Below are 20,811 nucleotides of genomic sequence, written 5' to 3'. Positions count from 1 at the left end.
CGCAAAATGGGAAATGATGGGGTTAATTCGATAAAACATTACTGTTTCGCACATTCATCATTCGTGTTTGCTGGACATAATGCCGCATCAAATACTTCACTGACATCTTTTGCAAAGATAAATTTCATTTCTTTACGGACTTTGTCAGGTAAATCCTCTAAGTCTTTATCATTACGCTTAGGGAGAATTACTGTTTTTAAACCAGCCCGATGAGCCGCAAGAACTTTTTCTTTAATGCCACCCACGGGGAGCACTCGACCTCTTAACGTGATTTCTCCTGTCATGCCAACGTCGCTTTTGATTAAACGATTGGTCATCAACGAAGCAAGTGCTGTTGCTATCGTAACACCTGCACTGGGGCCATCTTTAGGAATTGCTCCTTCTGGAATATGAAGATGAATATCGCTTTTTTCAAAAATTTTATCTTTTATTCCCAGTTGATGTGCTTTGGCGCGGACATAAGAAAGTGCTGCTTGAGCAGATTCTTTCATTACTGTGCCTAATTGCCCTGTCACTGTAAAACCTTTGGACCCTGGCATTTTTGTTGCTTCAATAAATAAAATATCGCCGCCACCTACCGTTACCGCAAGGCCGATTGCAACTCCAGGAATGGTGGTTCGTTCCGCAATTTCAGAATAATATTTGGGTTTGCCAAGTAATTCTACAACCTTATCCTTTGTGATTGGGACTGACTTAGCTTTCTTCTCTGCAATAAGTGTTGCCACTTTACGACAAATTGCGCCAATCTCTCGTTCTAAATTGCGGACACCGGCTTCCCGTGTATAATCATGAGTCATTAACAGGATCGCATCATGCTCAAATTGAATTTCTTCCGGCATTAAGCCATTTTCCTTAATCTGGCGAGGGATGAGATAGTTTGTTGCGATATGTAATTTTTCATCATCTGTATAACCAGGAAGAGTAATAATTTCCATACGATCACGTAACGCCGGTTGAATGGGATCAAGTTGATTCGCTGTACCGATGAAAATGACTTGTGACAGATCAAAATTCACATCCAGATAATGATCAGAAAAAGTTTTATTTTGTGCAGGATCAAGGGCCTCAAGTAAAGCGGATGAAGGGTCGCCGCGAAAATCGGCTCCTACTTTATCTACCTCATCCAGCATCATTACAGGATTACGTGATTCCACACGCTTAATGGACTGAATAATTCTCCCAGGTAAGGCGCCAATATAAGTACGTCGATGTCCGCGAATTTCTCCTTCGTCATGTATTCCACCTAATGAAATTCTGATAAATTTTCGGCCAAGTGCTCGTGCAATAGATTGTCCAAGAGAAGTTTTACCTACTCCAGGTGGCCCCACAAAGCAAAGAATAGAGCCTGTATATGATTGTTCCTTATCGTTACGCTCAAGGCGAAGTTTGTGTACTGCCAGATACTCAAGTATTCTCTCTTTCACTTCTTTTAAATCATAATGATCTTCATCAAGGATTTTTCTGGCACTATTGATATCAAGATTATCTTCCGTTGTTTTATTCCAAGGTAATTCAACTAACCAATCTAAATAGGTTTTAATTACTTGATATTCGGCAGCAGAAGTAGGCATTTTTTTCATGCGATTGAGTTCATGTATTGCTTCTTTTTCAGCCTCTTCCGACATCTTTGTTTGGACAATTTTATTTTCATATTCCCTGAGTTCAAGAACCTGTTCGTCCTCTTCACCAAGTTCTTTTTTAATTTGTTTTAGTTGCTCCCGAAGTATGAAATAGCGTTCTGTTTTATCGAGTTCATTTTGTGCTTGAGATTGGATTTTTTTTCCTAATTCAATAATTTCCACTTCTCTGGTTAAAAACATATTGAGTCTTACAAGCTTGTCCTCGACTTGATTCAACTCCAATAGCTCCTGTGCATCTTTTAATTCCAATCTAAAATTCGCTGCAATAAGATACACAAGTTGGCGCGGATCATTTGTATTCAGCGCGAGGGTTAACAAATCTTCCGATAAATGCGGTGTTAATGAAATTAAATGACGTAATAATTCAATGGTATTTCGCATTAAGGCTTCAATTTGGTTGTTTTTAGTATATTGTTCAGGTGCAAGTTCAATACGAGCTTTGAAATAAGGTTCAACGGAAGTAAATTCTTGAATATAAATTTTCTCTATTCCTCGTACGATTAATTGTACGGAGTTGTCTGATAAGTGAATAAGTCGATGTATTACTGAAGCAGTGCCAATCGTATAAATATCGGTAGGATTTGGTTCTTCAACGGTATTATTTTTAATAGCCATTATTCCTATGAAACGAGAGGAACTAATTGTTACGTCATGGGCTAGTTTAATGGAGCGTGACTGGCCTACATTCAGTGGCATAACAGTCATAGGATAGATAACTGCTCCACGTAATGTTAAAATAGGTAATTCGGAGGGGATGCTAAGTTCTTTCACTTGCCGTTCTGTTTTTTCCTTGTTTGTTTGAATCTCCATAGAGACTCCTTATTTATTCCCTTCTATTATTGGATTTTAGGATAAATATTAGTCAAATTTTAGTGAATCTCGTTTTATTATTTATTTTTTATTTTAAATGAAATAAAAGTAGATGTTCTGATCCACAAATGAAATATTAAAATCATCAAGTTTTACCCCAGCGATTTCGGTTTTTACAATTACAGCCTCATCCGTTTCATAGACATCTGTTGGTGGGTACCATAGGTTAGAGCAAGAATAAGGTTGGGAAAAGTGCATGATATCGAGGACTCGAGATATTTGTTGTCTGAACTCTTCAAATTCTTGATCTGACTCTTCAGGGGAGGTGCGATGCGCCATAAAGTTGCTCCTGAAAAAATATTAAGTAGGATAAAGTCTCATTTGAATATACCTTCTTGACAGTATAGTATTTCATTGAAATCTTTCCTACAAAAGAGAAGGAGCTGTTACTATTTGCCCCTCCTTAGGTTGAACGGTTCTAAATAGCGACCAGACTCACTTTTTTAAATTTTGTGGGAGCTTTCAGGTTTTATGCGTGACTCTAGGAGATGTTTCGCTCAAGTCTAATTATATAAATTTAGCACTTATACTGGATGAGCTTGATTAACAAAGACAAACACAGTAAAAAATACTTATTCTACTTCCTATATTGACAGGGGAGATCATGTTTTATGAAATTTGATACTGTTGTACTTGGTGGCGGAATTATTGGCGTATCGGTTGCAATTCATTTGCAAATGCGAGGGCGAGAGGTAGCCTTGGTGGATGTAACTTCACCAGGAAGTGAAACGTCATTTGGTAATGCGGGGTTAATTCAACGTGAAGGAGTATACCCCTATGCATTTCCAAGAGACATCACTTCTCTCATGAAATACGCTTTGAATTGCTCACCTGAAGTGAGGTATCACCTCGCATCGATATTAAAACTTACCCCTTTTTTGTGGAAATATTGGTTTCATTCGCATTCATCGCGCCATGCAGAAATAGCTCGTTCCTATGCAACGTTGATCCAACACAGCGTTACAGAACATCATTTACTTGCTGAAGCAGCTGGAGTCAGGCACTTATTGCGTGCAGGAGGATGGCTTAAGGTGTTTAGGACAACAAAAAGGCAAGAGGCAGAAATACAGTTTGCTGAAAAATGCCAGGCTGAGCATGGTATCCGCTTTAAAGTTTTGGATACTGCTTTGTTACACCATACTGAACCTGATCTTGATCCATCTTTGTTGGGGGCCCTTCATTATACGGAATCCGAAGCCATTAGTGATCCAGGTGCATTGGTTGCTGCGTATACACGTTATTTTGAGCACCTCGGTGGTCGTTTTTTCTTCGGAGATGCACTCACCTTATCGGAGCCATGGACAATTAAGACAGAGCAGGGGCAAATTAATAGCGATTCTGTGGTAATTGCTTTAGGTCCCTGGTCAGATGTTCTATGCTCTCGCTTTGGCTATCATTTTCCACTAGCGGTTAAGCGAGGCTATCACATGCATTATGGCGTGAAAGAGAATGCCAAACTTATTCATCCAATACTTGATTTTGAGAGAGGTTATTTAATCGCTCCTATGGTGCGTGGAGTGCGCTTAACTACGGGAATTGAATTCGCAAGACGAGATTCGCAAAAAACTCCAGTACAACTCAATCAAGTAGAGCCTATTGCACGCACACTTTTTCCCATCACCGAACGACTTGATAAATTTCCTTGGATGGGATGTAGGCCTTGTACGCCAGACATGCTTCCAATTATTGGCCAAGCGCCACGCCATCGGGGTCTTTGGTTTGCATTCGGACATGGACATCACGGTTTAACTTTGGGACCTGTTACTGGACGTTTGCTTGCTGAGATGATGACTGGAGAGCAGTTAATAGTAGATCCACTACCCTTTAGTGCTAGCCGATTTAGTTGATTTATCTACAAAGAGTGAGCATATTTTATTGACAATTAATCGCCGTATTTATAAAAAGCTACACGAGTTGTTATGCCAATCTTCTATTTGTTCTTTAAAAAAAATTCTCTCTCAGATGAGAGAGAATTTTTGAAATTAATTTCAGTATAATATAAAAGCCATTTCTAGCCACTAGTATAAACGGTACCAGTAGGACCAGCAGTTTCACCGCCGCTTGAGCCGAACATGGTTGTTCCGGTGATTCCTAAAATAGAAGGTAGGAACAATAAAGCCGCAGAGATAAAAACTAAGGCAATTGGTGTTCCAATGGGAATTTGGGTTGGGTTATCTTTGTGCTGTTTAAATTTCATAATCGCACCAATAGAAAACGCTAAACCGGCTAAATAAGACCCTGCAGTTATTAGTTTAGTCAGGTTGGTAAATGATGAGGTAATTTGTGATGCCATGGCACCTACACTCATATCACCTGCAGCTGCATTTTGACTGACTAAAGCCAATACCCCCAAACAAACAATACTAGATAACCAATGTTTATAACTTGATTTACTAATGACTTTATTTTTCACTGTTGTCTCCTCAATTTAATTTACCACCATATTCTTCAATCCATTGATATGTTGTGTCATTAATGAGTGTCTCGATGTAACTCGAACCATGACCAACATCCCCTCCCAAAACTGTTAAGAAATTGACTGTTCAATTGTATGGATTTCTTGAATACCTCATATTTGGATTTTTGTTCTATAAGATTCTTTGTTACTTAAGTCACTAGAATGATTCGGTTCATTAGCGTTTTTTACAGACATATGATTCGCTCTTGTACTTGTTCATAATTAAATCATAGCACCTAATTATAAAATTGTTAGAATATTTTAATTCCAATTTTGCATAGGGTATTCGTTTAAATCATAATCCTTTAAGTTACATATTTATTAAAAAGGGGTAGAGGTGATAAACTCCTTTAGGAAAAACTTAATAATTGAATCTATAATTCACAATAAACGGTAATAAGAATATGGATATAGTTGAAATAAAATCATTTCTTGCAGTCATTGAATTTCGGTCTTTTACGCTTGCTGCTAAGAGAGTCCATATTACTCAATCAGCAATGAGCAAACGTATTCAAAAAATGGAAAATGAATTGGGGGTGCGTTTATTTATTGTCGAGGGTTCAAAAATCACATTGACTGAAGCTGCAAGCCATTTTGTTCCCTATGCAAGACAAATGTTAGCGGCATATAACAGCGCATTAAAATCGTTTAAAGACGATGCTCAAATGTTGCAACATCATATAGTTGTTGGGGCTACTGTATTTGTTTCTCATTATATCTTACCAAGTTTCCTCAGTTATCTGAAAACGGAAGAATCTTCACTCATAATTCACATAAGAACAATGGCCGAACACGATATCGAAGATTATTTGAACCGAGGAACAGTAGATCTTGTCATTAGCCCAGAACGTGATCTTCCTTCAAAAATTATTGCAACTCAATTATGGCAAGAAAAATATTATTATGTGGCCAATAAAAGCCATGAATTATCTCAAATCAATAGGGTATTATCGCTTTCAGATTTTGTAAACTATCCTGCTATTTTTACTCAAAAAAGTGGTGTAATCCGAGATAAGGTAGAAAGAGCTTTTGATGAAAGTCAATTAAACTTAAATGTGAGTTTGGAGATTAGTACGCTTGATGCGATTAAAAGTCTCGTAGAATTTAATTTAGGTTGGAGTGTCTTACCGAGTAAATTGATTTCTGATCAATTAAACGTTCTAAATGTTGATACTACAGATATAATCCTTAATTTTAATGTCTTTTACCTTAAAAAAAGAATGGAGGAGCGAGCAATCACTAACTTTTTACATATTTTTAATAAATGGCAAAATCAAAATTCTACAGATGAAAAAGCTTCTTGATGTACAACTTATGAATTATAAGAGCTGAAATAATTTATCAATTAGGGCGTATGAGTAGTGATTCATTATGTAACACTCCTAAGGTAGTTACCCCTTGTTCTCTTAGCCAAAGATTTACCTCTTCGGGATTTGAATAAATGGTTAAGTCAGTACGTATGGCTGATTGACGTATGTTCTTTATTATTTCTGGGGGGAGGAAATAATGAGAATAGTTTTTCTTTAGATAACATCTCAGGCGTTTTCCTTTGCAGGATCGCCAAAATCCTCCACCGATGGAGGCGGAAATACATGCTTTCTCAATATCTCCAAAACGTGAAAAACTAATCAACTTATGTATTGAATGTTTACGTACATAATGAGAAACACTGGGACCAAAAAAACGAGTTTTATTATAACGTTCTTCAGCTAATGATTTGGGTTTAATAAACCAACCCCGTGAATGATGGTTGGTTTTTGTTTCTAGAATACCTCCAAAAAAGAACCAGGTTCCTTCATAACCCGAATTTTTGCCGGTAGATCGATACCAGGGATAATTATTAATCACAGTAATGCGACGATAAGAGTTTCTATGAGGAGAGTTAAATACAATCATTGGATTATAAGAGAGGGTATTTTTATCGGATTTTGTAAAAGTCATAGCACATAAAAAATCTTAAATAATATGGGATCACAATAAATCGATTGTAGGCGGGTTGCAATGGGATATGATTTATTTGCAGAGCCTATTTAATGCGTATGATTAATTCTTATAATTTAATGGGACAAATATGGTATTATTTTCTTTTCAACAAACGCTTCTATCCATATATGAAAATAAAAAGTTTCTTATGCTTCTTATTTGTGAGTATGCGGGTGATTGCTGCTCCTAATTTTGTTCCTGCTGAACCATTACCTGCTTCTCATTATGACATTAATGGTTCTGCATTGTGTGCGACAGCCAAAGAAACTCTGGCTTATTTAAATAAAGGCAGCAATTATGATCCTCATGTCATTCATGCAGGAAAAGTGTTGCAAATACCACTGGCACAAGTTAAGGCAACTTTAATATTTATTTGCCAACATCAAAATGAACTGAATGATCCTGCTTTCATTAAAAAACATTTTGATTTTGTACGTTGGTATCCGGATATGGAGCAGGCTAAGTTACTTAAGTCGAGTAAATCGTTGGTTGCTCATTTACCCAAAGATGAGATTTTAATGACTAAATATTACGTTCATCGAGCACAAGTCTCCAGCAAACCAACGCCAGCTCATCCATTCGCACTTTATGCCTTACCACACGATGAAGAGTCTTTGACCCTGGAAGAAGCAGATGCAAAACCCGGCTTGATTCGCTTTCAATATGGAAAACAAGCAATATTAAAAGGAGCCCTCACTCCTAAAAAAGCCACGGCTTTAGCTTATTTGAGTCGAGATGACCTAGAAGCAGCTTTAATGCAAGGCACTGTGGTTGCAGACTTTGGCGATACTTCGCATCAGGTAAAAATCTTTAATGTCCATCGTTGCAATAATATTCCCTATAACAAAGCACAAAACCCATATCAACAAGAACGCTATTGGTATTTCAAATCTGTGAACGGCATTAAAGGTTATGGAAAGGATGCGGATCATAAAATTACGGTAACCCCAGAAGTTACTTTTGCGGCTGATCTGGAACAATTTGGTTTGGGTAAGCTGCTTATGGTGCAATACCCTAATCAGCAGGGAAAAATAGTGACACGCGCAGGCATTTTCGCCGATACTGGAGGTGCATTTGCAAATAATCTTTATCAAGTGGATTTTTTGGCAGGAACTTATACGGGCAAAGATGCTTTTTATCGTGCAACACGTCATTTACCTAATTATGTGACTGCCTATTTTATGGTATTAAAAAAATAAAATGAAATTACTTTTATTCTGTTTATTCTTTATAAGCGCTCAGGTGCATGCATTTTCGTGCTATACGCCCCAGAAAATTCATCAAGCACCGATTCAATTTAATGAGGAACGGATTGCCTTAACTCGCCAATATCAATTAATCCATTATGGGATTGACTCAAAGTCAATCGAAATTGAACCGAAAATGATTGTCTTGCATTGGACGTGTATCTCTACTTTTAAGGCAACTTTTCGTGTTTTTAATTCACCCACTTTTCCCAAAAATTCACCTCGCATTAAAGAATTGCCAGGGAATCTAAATGTGTCGAGTCATTTTTTAGTTGATCGGGATGGAAGTATTTATCAACTTATGCCCGAAAAATGGATGGCAAGGCATGTTATAGGCTTAAACCATTATGCAATTGGCATTGAAAACGTTGGTGGAATAAATGGCAAGGATGATTTAACTGAAGCTCAGGCCAGAGCAAATGCATTTTTAGTGTGTTATTTAAAAAGAAAATATCCGCAGATTAAATATGTTATTGGGCATAATGATTATTTAAACTTTAAAAATACTTCTTTGTGGCTTGAGCGAGATCCAAATTACCAAACTGATAAAGAAGATCCTGGTCCGTTTTTTGTGCAAAAAGTAATGAAATTGATCGATGACAATAAAAAAGGAAATAACAACGGTAATTAAATTGGGACTAGTGATAGATCCGAAAATCTTAATGAACATGGAGTGAATAATATGTCTGATCAGTTATTGGATGTACTTATAGTGGGTGCGGGGCCAGTTGGTTTATTTTGTGCTAATGAGTTAACTCGCCAAGGATTAAGTTGTCGAATAATTGATAAAAAGGCACAGCTTAGTGATAAATCCAAGGCATTGGCTCTTCATATTCGAACGCTGGATCTTCTTAGTGATTGTGGTTTTCTTAATGACATTCTCGATAAAGGGCTCAAGGTTGAGGGCGTTTTGTTTAAATCTAAAGGGAAAGAATTAATTCATGCAACTTTTGCTAGTCTTGAAGCCGATCGCCATTTTCTTATCGATCTTCCCCAAGATAAAACAGAGCGTGTTTTTTATAAAGGATTAATTGATAAAGGACTTAATGTTGAGTGGCAGACTGAACTTACTGCAATAGAGGAAGCATCAAACTATGTAGTATCCACTCTAAAACGTGCAAACGGACAAAGCGAAACCATTCAATCAAGTTGGGTCATTGCTTGTGATGGGTCACACAGTACGTTAAGAAAGCTTGTTCATGCTGAATTCATTGGTGCTTCTATTAAACAAACCTGGTGGCTTGCTGATTTAATGATTGATTGGGAATTACCCGAAAATAAATTGATTCTTTATGTAAGTGATAAAGGCCCCCTTGCGTGTTTCCCCATGGGAGAAAAACGCTATCGCGTGGTCATGACTGCGCCAGAGAGGATAATGCATAAAGAGCCCTCAATGGAGGATATAGAGCGAGCCTTTAAATTACGATGCTCTGATAAAGCAACCTTATCGGATCCACTTTGGATTAGCCCCTTTGGAATTGATCACAAACAAATCCAAAAATATCGTTATGGGCGAATATTTTTTGCGGGTGATGCTGCGCATGTTCATAGTCCTATGGGGGGACAAGGACTAAATACAGGGTTGCAAGATATTTACAACCTATCTTGGAAATTGGCTCTAGTACACAAAGGATTGGCTAAAGATTATTTGCTGGAGAGTTATCATAGTGAACGCCATCCTATTGCTGCTACTGTATTAAAAAAGACAGGATTAATGACTTATATGATCATGATAAAAAATCCGGTACTTATTTATTTACGTAATTTTATCATGCATATGGCTATTTCTTTTGATTTTATTAAAAATGCAGTACTTTATGATCTTGCTGAATTATCAGTAAGTTACTCCACCAGTCCCATAGTAAAAATTTTAGGCAGAAAAACAAATTTCAAAATAGGTGAGTTTCTTAACGATTTTCCTTTAATTGACGCTAAAACTGAAGAAAAGAAAAAATTGCATCAAATTACTCAGGGAACAATGCATCACCTATTGTTGTTTACTGGAACTACTGGAAATCAACTTACTCTTCTGATTGAAATAGCCAAAGTAATCGAACAACGATTTAATGGGTTGCTCAAAGCACATATTGTTTTGTCACAATCTGAACCACTATTTTCTTCTGATAATATATCAGTGTTTATTGATGAAAATCAAAAAATGCACCAACATTTTTCAATCAATCAAAGCATTGTCGTATTGATCCGCCCAGATAAATATGTGGGGTTAACCCAAGAGCCTGTAGATAAGGATGAATTATTGAATTATATGGAAAATAGTTATTTAAAATAATAATGAATAATGGATTAATACTTTATGAAGATAAAATTATTAAGGCAATTTGTAGGTGCTTCTAAGATAAAAAGCAGCTTACAGTGGATTTTCTTAGGTTTAGTCTATTCACTAAATTGTTTTGCAGCTCATAATAGTGATATTGAGCTTTCCAAAAAGATTAAGGCTATTGAAAAAAATTCACATACGGTAATGGGGATTACCGCTATTCATATCGAGAAAAATAAAATAATTTCTCACAACAGCAATCAACGTTTTTTTATGGCGAGCACGGTTAAGTTACCCATTGCATTAGCTTTTTTGCACCGTGTTGATGAAAATAAAGACTCTTTAGATCGCGTTATTAAAATGGACACCAAAAATTCTGTACCAGGCTCGGGGACCTTGCATCATTTGTTTGAAAAGAAAAAACTGAACATGTCGTTGAAGCAAGTGCTCATTCACATGATGAGAAACAGTGATAACAGTGCCAGTGACACCATATTAAAAGTTACTAATGGACCCAAATATGTGGCAAGTCGCATGAGTGCATTGGGATTTAAAAATATTTTTGTAAACCGTTCTATCTTGGAAATGTTTTTGGATACCAATCATGTGAATCATTCCTATTTGAAAAAACCACAACCTGTATTTGCGTGGCAAAAAATATTTAATCATGTTCCTTTGGAAGAAAAAAAATTAGCTTGGCAGCGTTTCCAAAACGATACGCGTGATACGACCACGTCTGATGATATGGCCAAATTGCTTGTAAAATTGTACAAAAAACAAGCTCTTTCAGAATCAAATACTAACTTACTTATCGATATTATGGAAAAATGTCGAACAGGAAGAAGTAGGATTAAAGGATTACTGCCTGCTCATGTAAAAGTAGCACATAAAACAGGGACTTGGTCTATCTATGAACAAGATTATTTAAGGTATCCAGGCTCTAAGAATCTTTATCGCTTTGTGAGTGATGTTGGGATTATTACATTACCTAATAATAAAGGACATATCGCGCTTGCGGTTTATGTTAAATCTCAATCAGCCAGTGATTATCCACGAAGTCGGGCAATAGCATTAGCGAGCCGCGCCATTTATGAGCACTTTATGAGGTCGTAGAATGCATAATTTCATGTCAATAAGTTTGATCGAAAGTGGCTATCTATCGAATCTTCCTAATATTTGGCTTTATAGAATTTGAATACAAACTCCTGTTGACAATTGCTCCTCTAGTCTACGTGTTGCGCTTTATGCGCGATATCCAGCTTTGCAGGAATTCAAAGAGATTCATACTGATGGGATTTCATGATGCAGGAGAGCAGAATGAATTGTCAGCAAACCCTAGAAATGCGTATTCATTTCGTATACCCTGTGCCAAAAATTTCTTTAACAACAAGGAGTGTTTTAATGCAACGCTGTTGGGCTTTAATTCTTAGCGGATTTCTCTGTTTCATGAGTTTTGGTTTGTATGCGCAGTTACCCTGCAATTATCAGAACTTATCCTCTGAAGAGAAAAGAGACTTATTATGGGATGAAATTGTCAAGAGTCATGAAGAGGATCCATTACCGCAACTCTCAGGGAATAGTTTCAATGAGGTACTGGCAAAACTTAAAGGTCTGTTCAATTTAAAGCCTACTTTTGACCACGCAAACGATGAGTTGCCTGAAGGACGAGTAAAGATCATTCATGCCAATGGTTCAGTAGGAAAAATAGCTTTTGTTCCCGCAGCGGGTCACCCATTCACTGGAATTTATCAAACGGGGGGAGTTGGTGTAGCACGTCTTTCTCTAGCGACACCTCCTTCTGATGACAACTACATTCCTGGTATGGCGATTAAAATCTTAATCTCAAATCATCCTTCGCTCAATTTACACGTGATGAATTTGCTTGAGGGACAACAGGAGAATTGGAATTATTTTGCTAAAGATTTTTCGAATCAGATCCCGCATCCAACAAGTTGGACCTTATCGGCTATTGAGAAAATATTTGAATGGACTCGTGATCCTGCCAATAATCTTCCTTTATGGCATTTGGCTGCTTGGACAAGTGAGGGGAGAATAAATGGTATTCCAGTATTCCCTGAACGCATTTATTTCAGGCCTACTAGCTTAGTAAAAGATTTGATCCCTGAAAATTCACGCGAAGATTTCAGAATTTCTTTTTTACAAGTGCCTATGGGACCCATCTATGAAGTATATGGAGAATACCAAGGTACAGAATATCATGTGGGAACACTAATGCTTGAAAGCCAGTTATTTGCGTCAAATTATGGTGATAAGCATTTATTTTTTCAGCATCAACGCTAAAATAAATTTATTTGAATTAAGGAATTAATTTTTTTATTCATTTTTTATGGAACATACTGGAGAAATAGATGGAAGTATCACTAGAATTACCGATAAAACATTACTCTACCATTAAAAGAAATTTTTGGGTTGCTTTAGGTGGACTTGTTTTCGCCAGTACAGTGACTCATGCAAATACTCATTGCCCAGATTTAAATATAGAGGCCTTTTGCCGTAATGGTTCATGGCAAATAACGATTACTCCTAACGCTCCATACTGGGGATTAATGGGGGAAAGTGTTAATGGACATCATTGTACTAGCAATGAGCAAGCCAATGATGTCCGCTGGAATTATGCTTTTTCATCGGCACGAATGGGAATTGTCGGATGTAATTACAAATTATTTAGTAGCATGTTCAATCAAATAGGTCTCATACAAATCAAATCAACACAATACATTCGCTCAGGTGACAATTGGGAAAAAGAAAGTTATCCGGGTAATTGGACTTGTCATGAATCACAAGAAACATGCTTATTTCGCTAATTAACGTGAGTTCGACCTAAGGACATTGTCTATGCCTTTAGGTCGCTCAACGAAATCCTGTAAAATACGTCGCTAGCTCTAAATAAAAACAGCTCGATATAAAAAATAAAGTCATTTTTTATATCGAACTCACATTAATTAATGTTGTGAAACAGATGTGGCTTACTCTTTGGTTATGTAAGTATTCAATTTCAGGATAAACGCGTCAAAGCAAATAGTAAAACAGTTTCTTTCTAATCAGAGAGATTATGATGAGATTGAAAGCGAAATAAAATAAGTTTACGGCGCCGCCGAGGTTCTGTTTTATTTCCGCGAAGACGGATAAAACAGAGCCCGACATGCTGGGTAAAGAGTTACTTCCTTACCCGAACCAATTTAGTTTCGCTGTTGTCTTTGGTTTGTTAAGTCTAACAGCGAGGGGTCTTCAAAACTCGTAACTGAGTCTGCTATGCCGCCATTACCATTAATAGTGGCATTCTGTTCCATCATTGAACTTCTTAAAGTTGAAGATGCTTTAGCCTTGCTAATCGCTTCTTTTAAAGTTTCATTTTCAAATCGTGCCAGTTTTTCTTGTACTGTTATGGGCAAGCTCTCTCTATCTGTAACTTTTTCTAATTCAGAGGAAAGAACTTCAAGCTCAGTTAATTTTCCTTTAACAGATAGTTTGCCTGCAGCAATTAGAGCCATAGCATTAGCTACTTTAATAAGTAATTCGCTATGCTTTGAATTCTCAAGTACTTCAATATCAGTTGACCACGCCTTTATGTTGTTTACGGTAAAGATTTCTGGACGAATTTTATCAACTAAGGCACTTATATTTTGATATGCTTCCTCAGGGATAATCTCTTTTTCTTTTAATTGATCCAATAACTTTTTATTTTCTTCTTTGAAGAGATTTGGAATATCTTTAGTTAAAAGATTATCTTTATTTAAAGAACTATTAAAATCAAGATAATGAAGGTTGATATAACTTGCTACTTTAACAGCTTCTTGTAGCGACAAGGTCTTGAAAAAATTAATCGCTGAATCTGTGTGACAATAGACAGGCAAATCTTTAACTATCTCTCTAATTGCTTCATTATCAATTTGGGCAAGTTGTTTATTCATTACGTTGGAAATTTCATTCTGTATTTTATCTGATTCAAAATTAAGATTAGAATCACATAATACTTGTAATTCAGTACGAAATGAACGAACCTTCATTTGAAGACCACTTTTCATCCAATTTCTTTCCCCTGAGATCTCCTTATCAATGCGATCTAATGTTTTTATGGATTTGAGGATTTTATCCAGTACTTCTTCTTTAGATAACTCTTTATCAGAAAGAAGTTTATTTATTGCAGAAGAAATTTTGAGTAAGTCTTCACATTGCTGTTTCCGTGACGTATTTTGTTTGAACCATTTAAGAAATCTATGGCCGCGACCTTCACCTTGTCTTTTAGTGTAATTTGTTACTGTATCCTCCAATCCTTTTGCAATTTTATCTAACTCTATATCGACAAGTGATTTTTTTGAATGTTTTTCCCAAGTAATCATAATCTGATTTTCTTTGGTGACATTCTTTGGATCGAGTAATCGGGTAAGATAATTTTTTTCAGGCTGAGGAATGTTTTCCGAAGTTTGGATCTGCTTTTCAATCATGGGCCAATGCCTACTGAACCCGATAGAGTTTTGTGTGTCTAATGAAAGCATTGAATAATTAGGAACACCAGAAGAAGATTTCGCCATTAAGAAGTCTGCTAATTTTTCAGGTTTTTTATCCAGTAATTGCAACACCATTAATTTAAATCGTTCGATATTATCATGTCCATCAACAACAATTTTATTTTTATGAGCTAATTTGGCAGATGGAGATTCTAGCTGGAGAGCTTTTGAATAATTTTCAAACTCTTTAGGCAATGGACATTCTTTATTCGTCTGTTGTACAAAGAAATCTAAAAAATGGCAACTTATTCTTCTTAAATGTGAATATATATTGTCTGATTTGCTTTGATCCAAGAGGAAAAATTCATCAAAATGTGGTGAAGATTTAATTTCGTTATAATCTAAAACAAATTTTTCAATGATTGCTTTTTGATGCTCTTCTGTTAAAGGGGTACTTAAACCAAGTGCTTCCTTATTTTCGTTGATGTATTTAAATAAAATAGGTTCTATCGCATCACCTTTACCAAGAGCATCTAGGATTAGTTCAGAAACTTTTGAAGCATGAGGCTCGGAGTCAAAGAACGTACCAAAATTCTGATCGGATAATCCGTGTGATTTACAATAAATATTAATTTGGCTTAACAAAAATTGAGTTTTTATACTCATGTAGCTAATGAATCGCTCTTTTTCTTGGTCGGCTCTTGCTTCGCCATTTTCTTTGCCATCTCTTTTAATTTGAGCATAGTCTGGATCTGGTTTTTCAAAGAAAGTGTTGGCTTTGGTTTCCAGATTATCCCATTGCTCAGGCTCAGTGATGTTATCAACAAGTGACTCAACCCATTCTTTTAATTCTGTATCTTCGTCAGCTAATAAAACTCCACCCACAAATTCTAAATTGATATTTGCTGCCTCGCCACCAATACCTCTTTTGGCATTTACAGTGATATCTATTTTAAGTTCAACAAGCTCCTTTTCTACAAGCTTTTTTAATTTATTGAAATTTACTTCATTGCCTAATACCTTAAAGTTATCAGCATCTTCCACTTGGGCTAAAACTTTTTCTACGAGTTGTTCGCGGGGAGTTTTTGTCTTAACTAATTGATTATTTGCTTTAATTTTTTCTAAACCCTGGATGCGAAATTGATGTCCAAAGCCTTCAGTAATTCGTTTAAAACCCCCTAAATGTCTTTCATATTTAGATTGGTTTCTTTTTAAACTAAATAAGGGCGTATCAAAACGTGTAAACGAATCAGGCTCATCTGGAGATAAGCGAACCGCAAAAGCATTTTTAGAGTTTTCAATGACTTTACATACTCCAGAAGGAAGTTCGGGAGCAAATTTTCTATTTAGTCCAGCTATTTTTCCATCAGTGTCATATTTTTGTTTTATTGTTTCAATTAATTGGATGTACTCTTCGATTTGAGCCAGTCGATGTTTTTTCTCATTCTGAAGATCTTTATAGGCTAATGGCGATAGCTCTTTTTGTGTCTCTATAGCTACAATGTCTTCTTCGAGTTGTTTTTTATAAAACAAAAGTTCTTCTATAGCTGATTTTCTTTGTATGCCTTCTTCAAAAAAACCATGAAAAAAACATCTTAATTCAAGTCCGGTTTCGCATGTATTATCAGTTCCAACTCCATCTCCCCCCACAATGGGCATCATTAAATGCACTTTGTTTTGGCTGTCAACATATACATAGTTACAAGCATCTGGTTCTTTAAATTTTAAATGTTTAGGCATGTTAGTGCTCTCAATCAACTGTTTTCTCCCTAATAGTATAGCTTTCATATATTAAGTTGATATTAAGAAGCACTTAATGATTTAAAAAAGGTTTTTTTGATCAAAAAATTAGATAGTCTTTGGCAACAATAAATGTTATTTATATGACTTTATTTTTCAAAATATAATAAATGTATTTTCATATTGAATAATAATTGCTCTTATTGTAAGATATTGAAGATTCTGCTGAGATATAAGGATGCCCAAATGCCCATAACCCTCGATCCCGAAGTACTGAAAGTAGCTGAATATGTTTATGAAAATTTGTTGTCACAACCCTATACTGAAGTAGGCCCAGAATGGGAGTTCAATTATAAGAACCCTACAGCAACTAATGCACTTGGTGATGGACATAATTTACAGCGTTCCATTCAAGTAGAAGGTAAGACCCTCAATCGTCCCATTCACGGACTTGCTCATACAATGCGTACACTGATGTACAGTCAATTAATGTATGAATCTACGCAAAGACAGCTAGCGCCGCATATATGTCGTGATGGACGTACTATTGCGGATCTAACTCCTTTAGATCTCAAAAAGCTGAATATTGCGCAATTGTTTTTTGTGGCAGGTCGTGCAAGTGAAGCTTCATATGGAGATGCTTATCATCGTTATCATCGTTATGGCGCGAAGCATTTCGAATCATACGCTCGTCACCATTTGACTCATTTATTTTCTGAGCAAGAAATTGAATTATATGCTCGTTGCATTGAAGATCGTGAGGGAGATTATTTTGATTCTACGGCTGAGGGTTACCTCATTCATCTTTCTCATATGATTGATTTAATGCGCTGTAAAAGCCCCGTTGAGGTATTTATAGGTCACTCGCCAGGTAGTATGGGAATTGTGCCTACATTGATGAGTTTGTTTGGGCATGATGATGGTTTGGATATTCTTCACTTTGCCAGAGGACTGTTTGCTGCTACAGGTGAAGGTGTTCCTTACATTGATTCTACAGAATGGCCTCATTTGGGTATTGAGAAAGTCCGAGTTGAAAGAGCACAAAAGCTTATTGGTTTTCTTCAAGTAGATGGTCAGGAGGCCGATGCTAAGAAAACGGCACAAGCTGGATTTTCAGTAGAAGGGTGTTATGAAGCGTTAAGGAGTGTGAGTACTCCGACTTGGTATCATCAGAAAGCGATAAAGGATGATAAAGTTCAAGAGAGTTTTGATGTAAAAGAGAAGAAAGAAGAAGTTGTTATTAATTTTCCGCCACACCCGGAACATCTAGTTGAGAAAGCGCAAGAAATTACAACAACAAAAGAAAAATCATCTAAAGAGAATAATGATTGTTTGACACGAGTATTGAAGCAATTGTTTTGGACTAATCCAACCCCCAAAACAGATCTTGAGAAACAAGTTGTTTCTGATTATTCAAATATCATTTAACTAAGTTTAACCGGAGGACTTCTTTATCTTCTAGATCATTAAGGATGTGTTATGATTGAATTTTTTAAAAAATTAATCAGTGATTATTTTCAAGGTACTGTTCTTGAGATTGAAGAGACAAGAGTCTCGACGAATGAAAAAGTTGACTCTACAGATGGTTTTGCAATGCAGGAACTTAGTGGACCTACTGTTTCTGAAAGACAAAAGCAAGTAATAAATGGAACTAAAAAAACTCTAAAACAAGAGCATCTAAGAAGGGAGGAGTCGGAGGGATCCGTAGTACCTAAGCCTCCAATGAACCTCTTAAAAACACCGGATAAAACGGGAGGAAAATTTCGTTTTGCGAGTATGGGAGAAACCGATACTCATGATAATTCTTTACTGCCAGCCTCCAAGTTTGTCAGTGGGCGATCAATTCCATTAAAAGAAATTCCATTTGAAACAACAAGGAGTGAATTGGTTCAAATTTATCTCCTGTCTCTAGATAAATGCATTAAGGCAAATAAATTAAAAGAACTTGCTCCTCAGGCTCTTGCTGGACACTATCTTTTAATTAAATCTTTAGCTGCCGCAGCACAAAATTTACCAGAAAAAAACCAATTACTTGCTTTAGAAAAGCCTTTTGTTAACTATCTTAAGGGTAAAGAGTCGAGCATATGGTCTATTGTTAATGATTATACTCGGGACAGTGAATTTCCCATTGTACAATGGTTAAAAAATCAATCATCAAATTCTAATTTTATGGTTTCATTTATTATTGAAAGTAATAAGGGAACATTAACGCGCAATCAAAATGCCTTTATCCAGCAATTCAAAGATTCGCCTGCTTTTTTCTTACCTAATCCGATTTATATGTCATGGCTTACACATAGTTATGAAAAAGATTCAAGTATAAATCCCATGTATAATATCAGCAAAAAAACGCACTATTATCATGCAACTATTGCTGATAATTTATTGCTGCGAACTCAACCTAAGCAAGTAACGTTTGCACCAAAACATTACTATGAAAAGGGCAAGGGGATTGTTGATACTGATTTTCGCTATACGATGGATCCAAGTAATTTTTTGCGGATACAAGGGAGAACCTTACTTTTTACTGATGAATCGGAAGAGCTAATTGCTGTAAAAGTACAAAAAAAAGGTGAGCCTAAATCAAATCTCACCGAAGAATTTCAAATGGCGGATTATTTGCAAAAACACCAGAACCGCTTAGATTTACAAAGCCAGCTACCAAGACCACTTGGACAATATTCTGTTAAAAGAACAGAGATTCTCGAGAAATGTATTAGTTCACCTCATTATAAACAGTTTTTGGATCTTATCGGTGATACGAAAGATCTTGAAGTTTATGTTTATAAAGCACCAGTTTCGTATTTTACTTACTTACATGATGAGCATCAGTCCTTTAGAGACTTTACGGCATCAGTTAAAAGAAATGTTCATGATCTTTTTGTACTGCTTAGAGAGGGAATTGTATTTTCCCAATTAGCAGATATATTTCATACTCATTCTGATGAGGAAGAGCGAGTAGATAAAGGAAGATATCAAGCATTAGTGCAACTCCTAAGTATTTTTCAATCGCAATTAGGGCGACTTGATAAATGGCAAAAAGCAGTGGAGTTTGTCAATCTACGTGCTAGTGGAATCGCTGATCTTGGTGATAGTATTCCCATAACGAGTTTACTTACCGCTTCGGAATTTACTAGGAAATACTTTTCAGAATTGTTGACGGGCGGATATCATCAAACCTTTTTTGATTCGTCAAGTGGTACAGCAAGCTCCCTTTATACGAACAAGCGAAAGCTATTTGGTAATTACTTATACCTTAACACCATTGCTGAGTATTTATTAGTGATACAATTAGTAGTAGGCACTTATGGCGATAAGGTGACTCGAAAAATAGATAATCCGTCTATAAAACAACATATGTGGCAGCAATTAGCAGAATTGATGTTTGATAGTTGTGCTGAGGCAGTTACTTTAATGACAGGGATACCTCATTCTAGGGCACTTGCACTATTGAATCAGCGGGCAAAAATAGACAATCATTTGCAACAAACTCAATTTTGGATGACTCCTGATTATGCAGATCTGGATGAAACAGAGATGAGAATGCAACAGTATGTACTTTATCCTGGTGAAGCAGGTTATGAAGTAAATAGTGAAGTAGTTCCTGGGATTGGTTTATCAGTTGATGGGATTAATCAAGATTTAGGTGGATACAATCAAGAGCTTCCTTTAAGAGAATTAGAAAAACTCTTATATGCTACTGTGACTCTTGTTGAAGGAACGATGCAGCTTGATAAAGAGTTTTTCAAGCAGATAACGCAAACTGAGAAATTAATTGAGAGTAGTTGTAGTGCGGAAGATTGTTACCAGGCTGCAGCAAAATTACTGGATATGGCTAGACCTGGATGTCATTTTCAAAAGAGACTTGCACTTTCATATTATGAGGAAATTAAGCTTAAATATCCTTCTTCATCACAAACAGATATTGATACACGTTTTGAAAAAGTCGAAAAACATTTCGCGGTAAAGACCATCCAAAGTTTTTGGCAAAATTATCTAGCACATAAAAAGCTAGTTTCAGAAGAACATAGATCTCCTTCTGATGATACTACGGCACAATTAGTGCGTTGATAATTTATTCTCACTCTTAAGTTTCACGCTGAAGCGCGCGGGACATAGGCAGTCA

At 36.3% G+C, this 20,811-nt stretch carries 15 protein-coding genes; 10 read left to right on the top strand and 5 right to left on the bottom strand.

The window, feature by feature from the left end; all coding sequences use genetic code 11:
• Positions 1–38 precede the first annotated feature (38 nt).
• Positions 39–2,450 (bottom strand): endopeptidase La, encoded by a 2,412-nt coding sequence (gene lon, locus DYH34_RS15580; RefSeq protein WP_058464845.1) that lies wholly within the window; start codon positions 2,448–2,450, stop codon positions 39–41.
• A gap of 93 nt (positions 2,451–2,543) precedes the next feature.
• Positions 2,544–2,789, bottom strand: a complete 246-nt coding sequence (locus DYH34_RS15575; RefSeq protein WP_058464846.1) for an Hsp20/alpha crystallin family protein — start codon at positions 2,787–2,789, stop codon at positions 2,544–2,546.
• 332 nt (positions 2,790–3,121) lie between these two features.
• On the opposite strand from DYH34_RS15575, the gene DYH34_RS15570 reads away from it, so the two are divergent.
• Positions 3,122–4,357 carry an NAD(P)/FAD-dependent oxidoreductase gene (locus DYH34_RS15570; RefSeq protein ID WP_058464847.1) on the top strand — a complete coding sequence of 412 codons (1,236 nt, stop codon included), beginning with the start codon at positions 3,122–3,124 and terminating at the stop codon, positions 4,355–4,357.
• A 164-nt stretch (positions 4,358–4,521) separates the two neighbouring features.
• On the opposite strand, the gene DYH34_RS15565 is transcribed toward DYH34_RS15570, so the two are convergent.
• Positions 4,522–4,923 carry a hypothetical protein gene (locus DYH34_RS15565; protein ID WP_058464848.1) on the bottom strand — a complete coding sequence of 134 codons (402 nt, stop codon included), beginning with the start codon at positions 4,921–4,923 and terminating at the stop codon, positions 4,522–4,524.
• Between the two features lie 449 nt (positions 4,924–5,372).
• On the opposite strand from DYH34_RS15565, the gene DYH34_RS15560 reads away from it, so the two are divergent.
• Entirely contained in the window at positions 5,373–6,272 is a 900-nt protein-coding gene (locus DYH34_RS15560; RefSeq protein WP_058464849.1) for a LysR family transcriptional regulator, read from the top strand.
• Positions 6,273–6,309: 37 nt separating this feature from the next.
• Here the strand turns inward: DYH34_RS15560 and DYH34_RS15555 are convergent, their stop codons facing one another.
• Positions 6,310–6,909: a hypothetical protein gene (locus tag DYH34_RS15555; RefSeq protein ID WP_058464850.1), complete on the bottom strand. Its 600-nt coding sequence runs from the start codon at positions 6,907–6,909 to the stop codon at positions 6,310–6,312.
• A gap of 170 nt (positions 6,910–7,079) precedes the next feature.
• On the opposite strand from DYH34_RS15555, the gene DYH34_RS15550 reads away from it, so the two are divergent.
• The 6 genes from DYH34_RS15550 (at position 7,080) to DYH34_RS15525 (ending at position 13,301) form a co-directional block, all read left to right on the top strand.
• Positions 7,080–8,150 (top strand): hypothetical protein, encoded by a 1,071-nt coding sequence (locus tag DYH34_RS15550; protein WP_058464910.1) that lies wholly within the window; start codon positions 7,080–7,082, stop codon positions 8,148–8,150.
• 1 nt (position 8,151) lies between these two features.
• A complete protein-coding gene (locus tag DYH34_RS15545) occupies positions 8,152–8,829 on the top strand; it encodes an N-acetylmuramoyl-L-alanine amidase (protein ID WP_058464851.1) in 678 nt (225 codons plus the stop codon).
• A gap of 51 nt (positions 8,830–8,880) precedes the next feature.
• The gene (locus DYH34_RS15540; protein ID WP_058464852.1) at positions 8,881–10,488 is read left to right on the top strand and encodes an FAD-dependent monooxygenase; all 1,608 of its coding nucleotides are present in this window, start codon (positions 8,881–8,883) and stop codon (positions 10,486–10,488) included.
• A gap of 24 nt (positions 10,489–10,512) precedes the next feature.
• Positions 10,513–11,589 (top strand): class A beta-lactamase, encoded by a 1,077-nt coding sequence (gene bla, locus DYH34_RS15535; RefSeq protein WP_058464853.1) that lies wholly within the window; start codon positions 10,513–10,515, stop codon positions 11,587–11,589.
• A gap of 204 nt (positions 11,590–11,793) precedes the next feature.
• Positions 11,794–12,777, top strand: coding sequence for a hypothetical protein (locus DYH34_RS15530; RefSeq protein WP_238589490.1), 984 nt, complete (start codon positions 11,794–11,796; stop codon positions 12,775–12,777).
• 68 nt (positions 12,778–12,845) lie between these two features.
• Positions 12,846–13,301: a hypothetical protein gene (locus DYH34_RS15525; RefSeq protein ID WP_058464854.1), complete on the top strand. Its 456-nt coding sequence runs from the start codon at positions 12,846–12,848 to the stop codon at positions 13,299–13,301.
• Between the two features lie 375 nt (positions 13,302–13,676).
• On the opposite strand, the gene DYH34_RS15520 is transcribed toward DYH34_RS15525, so the two are convergent.
• Positions 13,677–16,685 (bottom strand): hypothetical protein, encoded by a 3,009-nt coding sequence (locus DYH34_RS15520; protein ID WP_058464855.1) that lies wholly within the window; start codon positions 16,683–16,685, stop codon positions 13,677–13,679.
• A gap of 246 nt (positions 16,686–16,931) precedes the next feature.
• On the opposite strand from DYH34_RS15520, the gene DYH34_RS15515 reads away from it, so the two are divergent.
• Entirely contained in the window at positions 16,932–18,113 is a 1,182-nt protein-coding gene (locus DYH34_RS15515; RefSeq protein WP_058464856.1) for a SidE phosphodiesterase domain-containing protein, read from the top strand.
• Between the two features lie 51 nt (positions 18,114–18,164).
• Positions 18,165–20,756, top strand: coding sequence for a SidJ family T4SS effector polyglutamylation protein (locus tag DYH34_RS15510; RefSeq protein WP_058464857.1), 2,592 nt, complete (start codon positions 18,165–18,167; stop codon positions 20,754–20,756).
• Positions 20,757–20,811 lie beyond the last annotated feature (55 nt).

Origin of the sequence: Legionella cincinnatiensis, from assembly GCF_900452415.1 — a bacterium.
Lineage (GTDB): Bacteria > Pseudomonadota > Gammaproteobacteria > Legionellales > Legionellaceae > Legionella > Legionella cincinnatiensis.
This window is presented reverse-complemented; position numbering and strand designations above follow the sequence as displayed.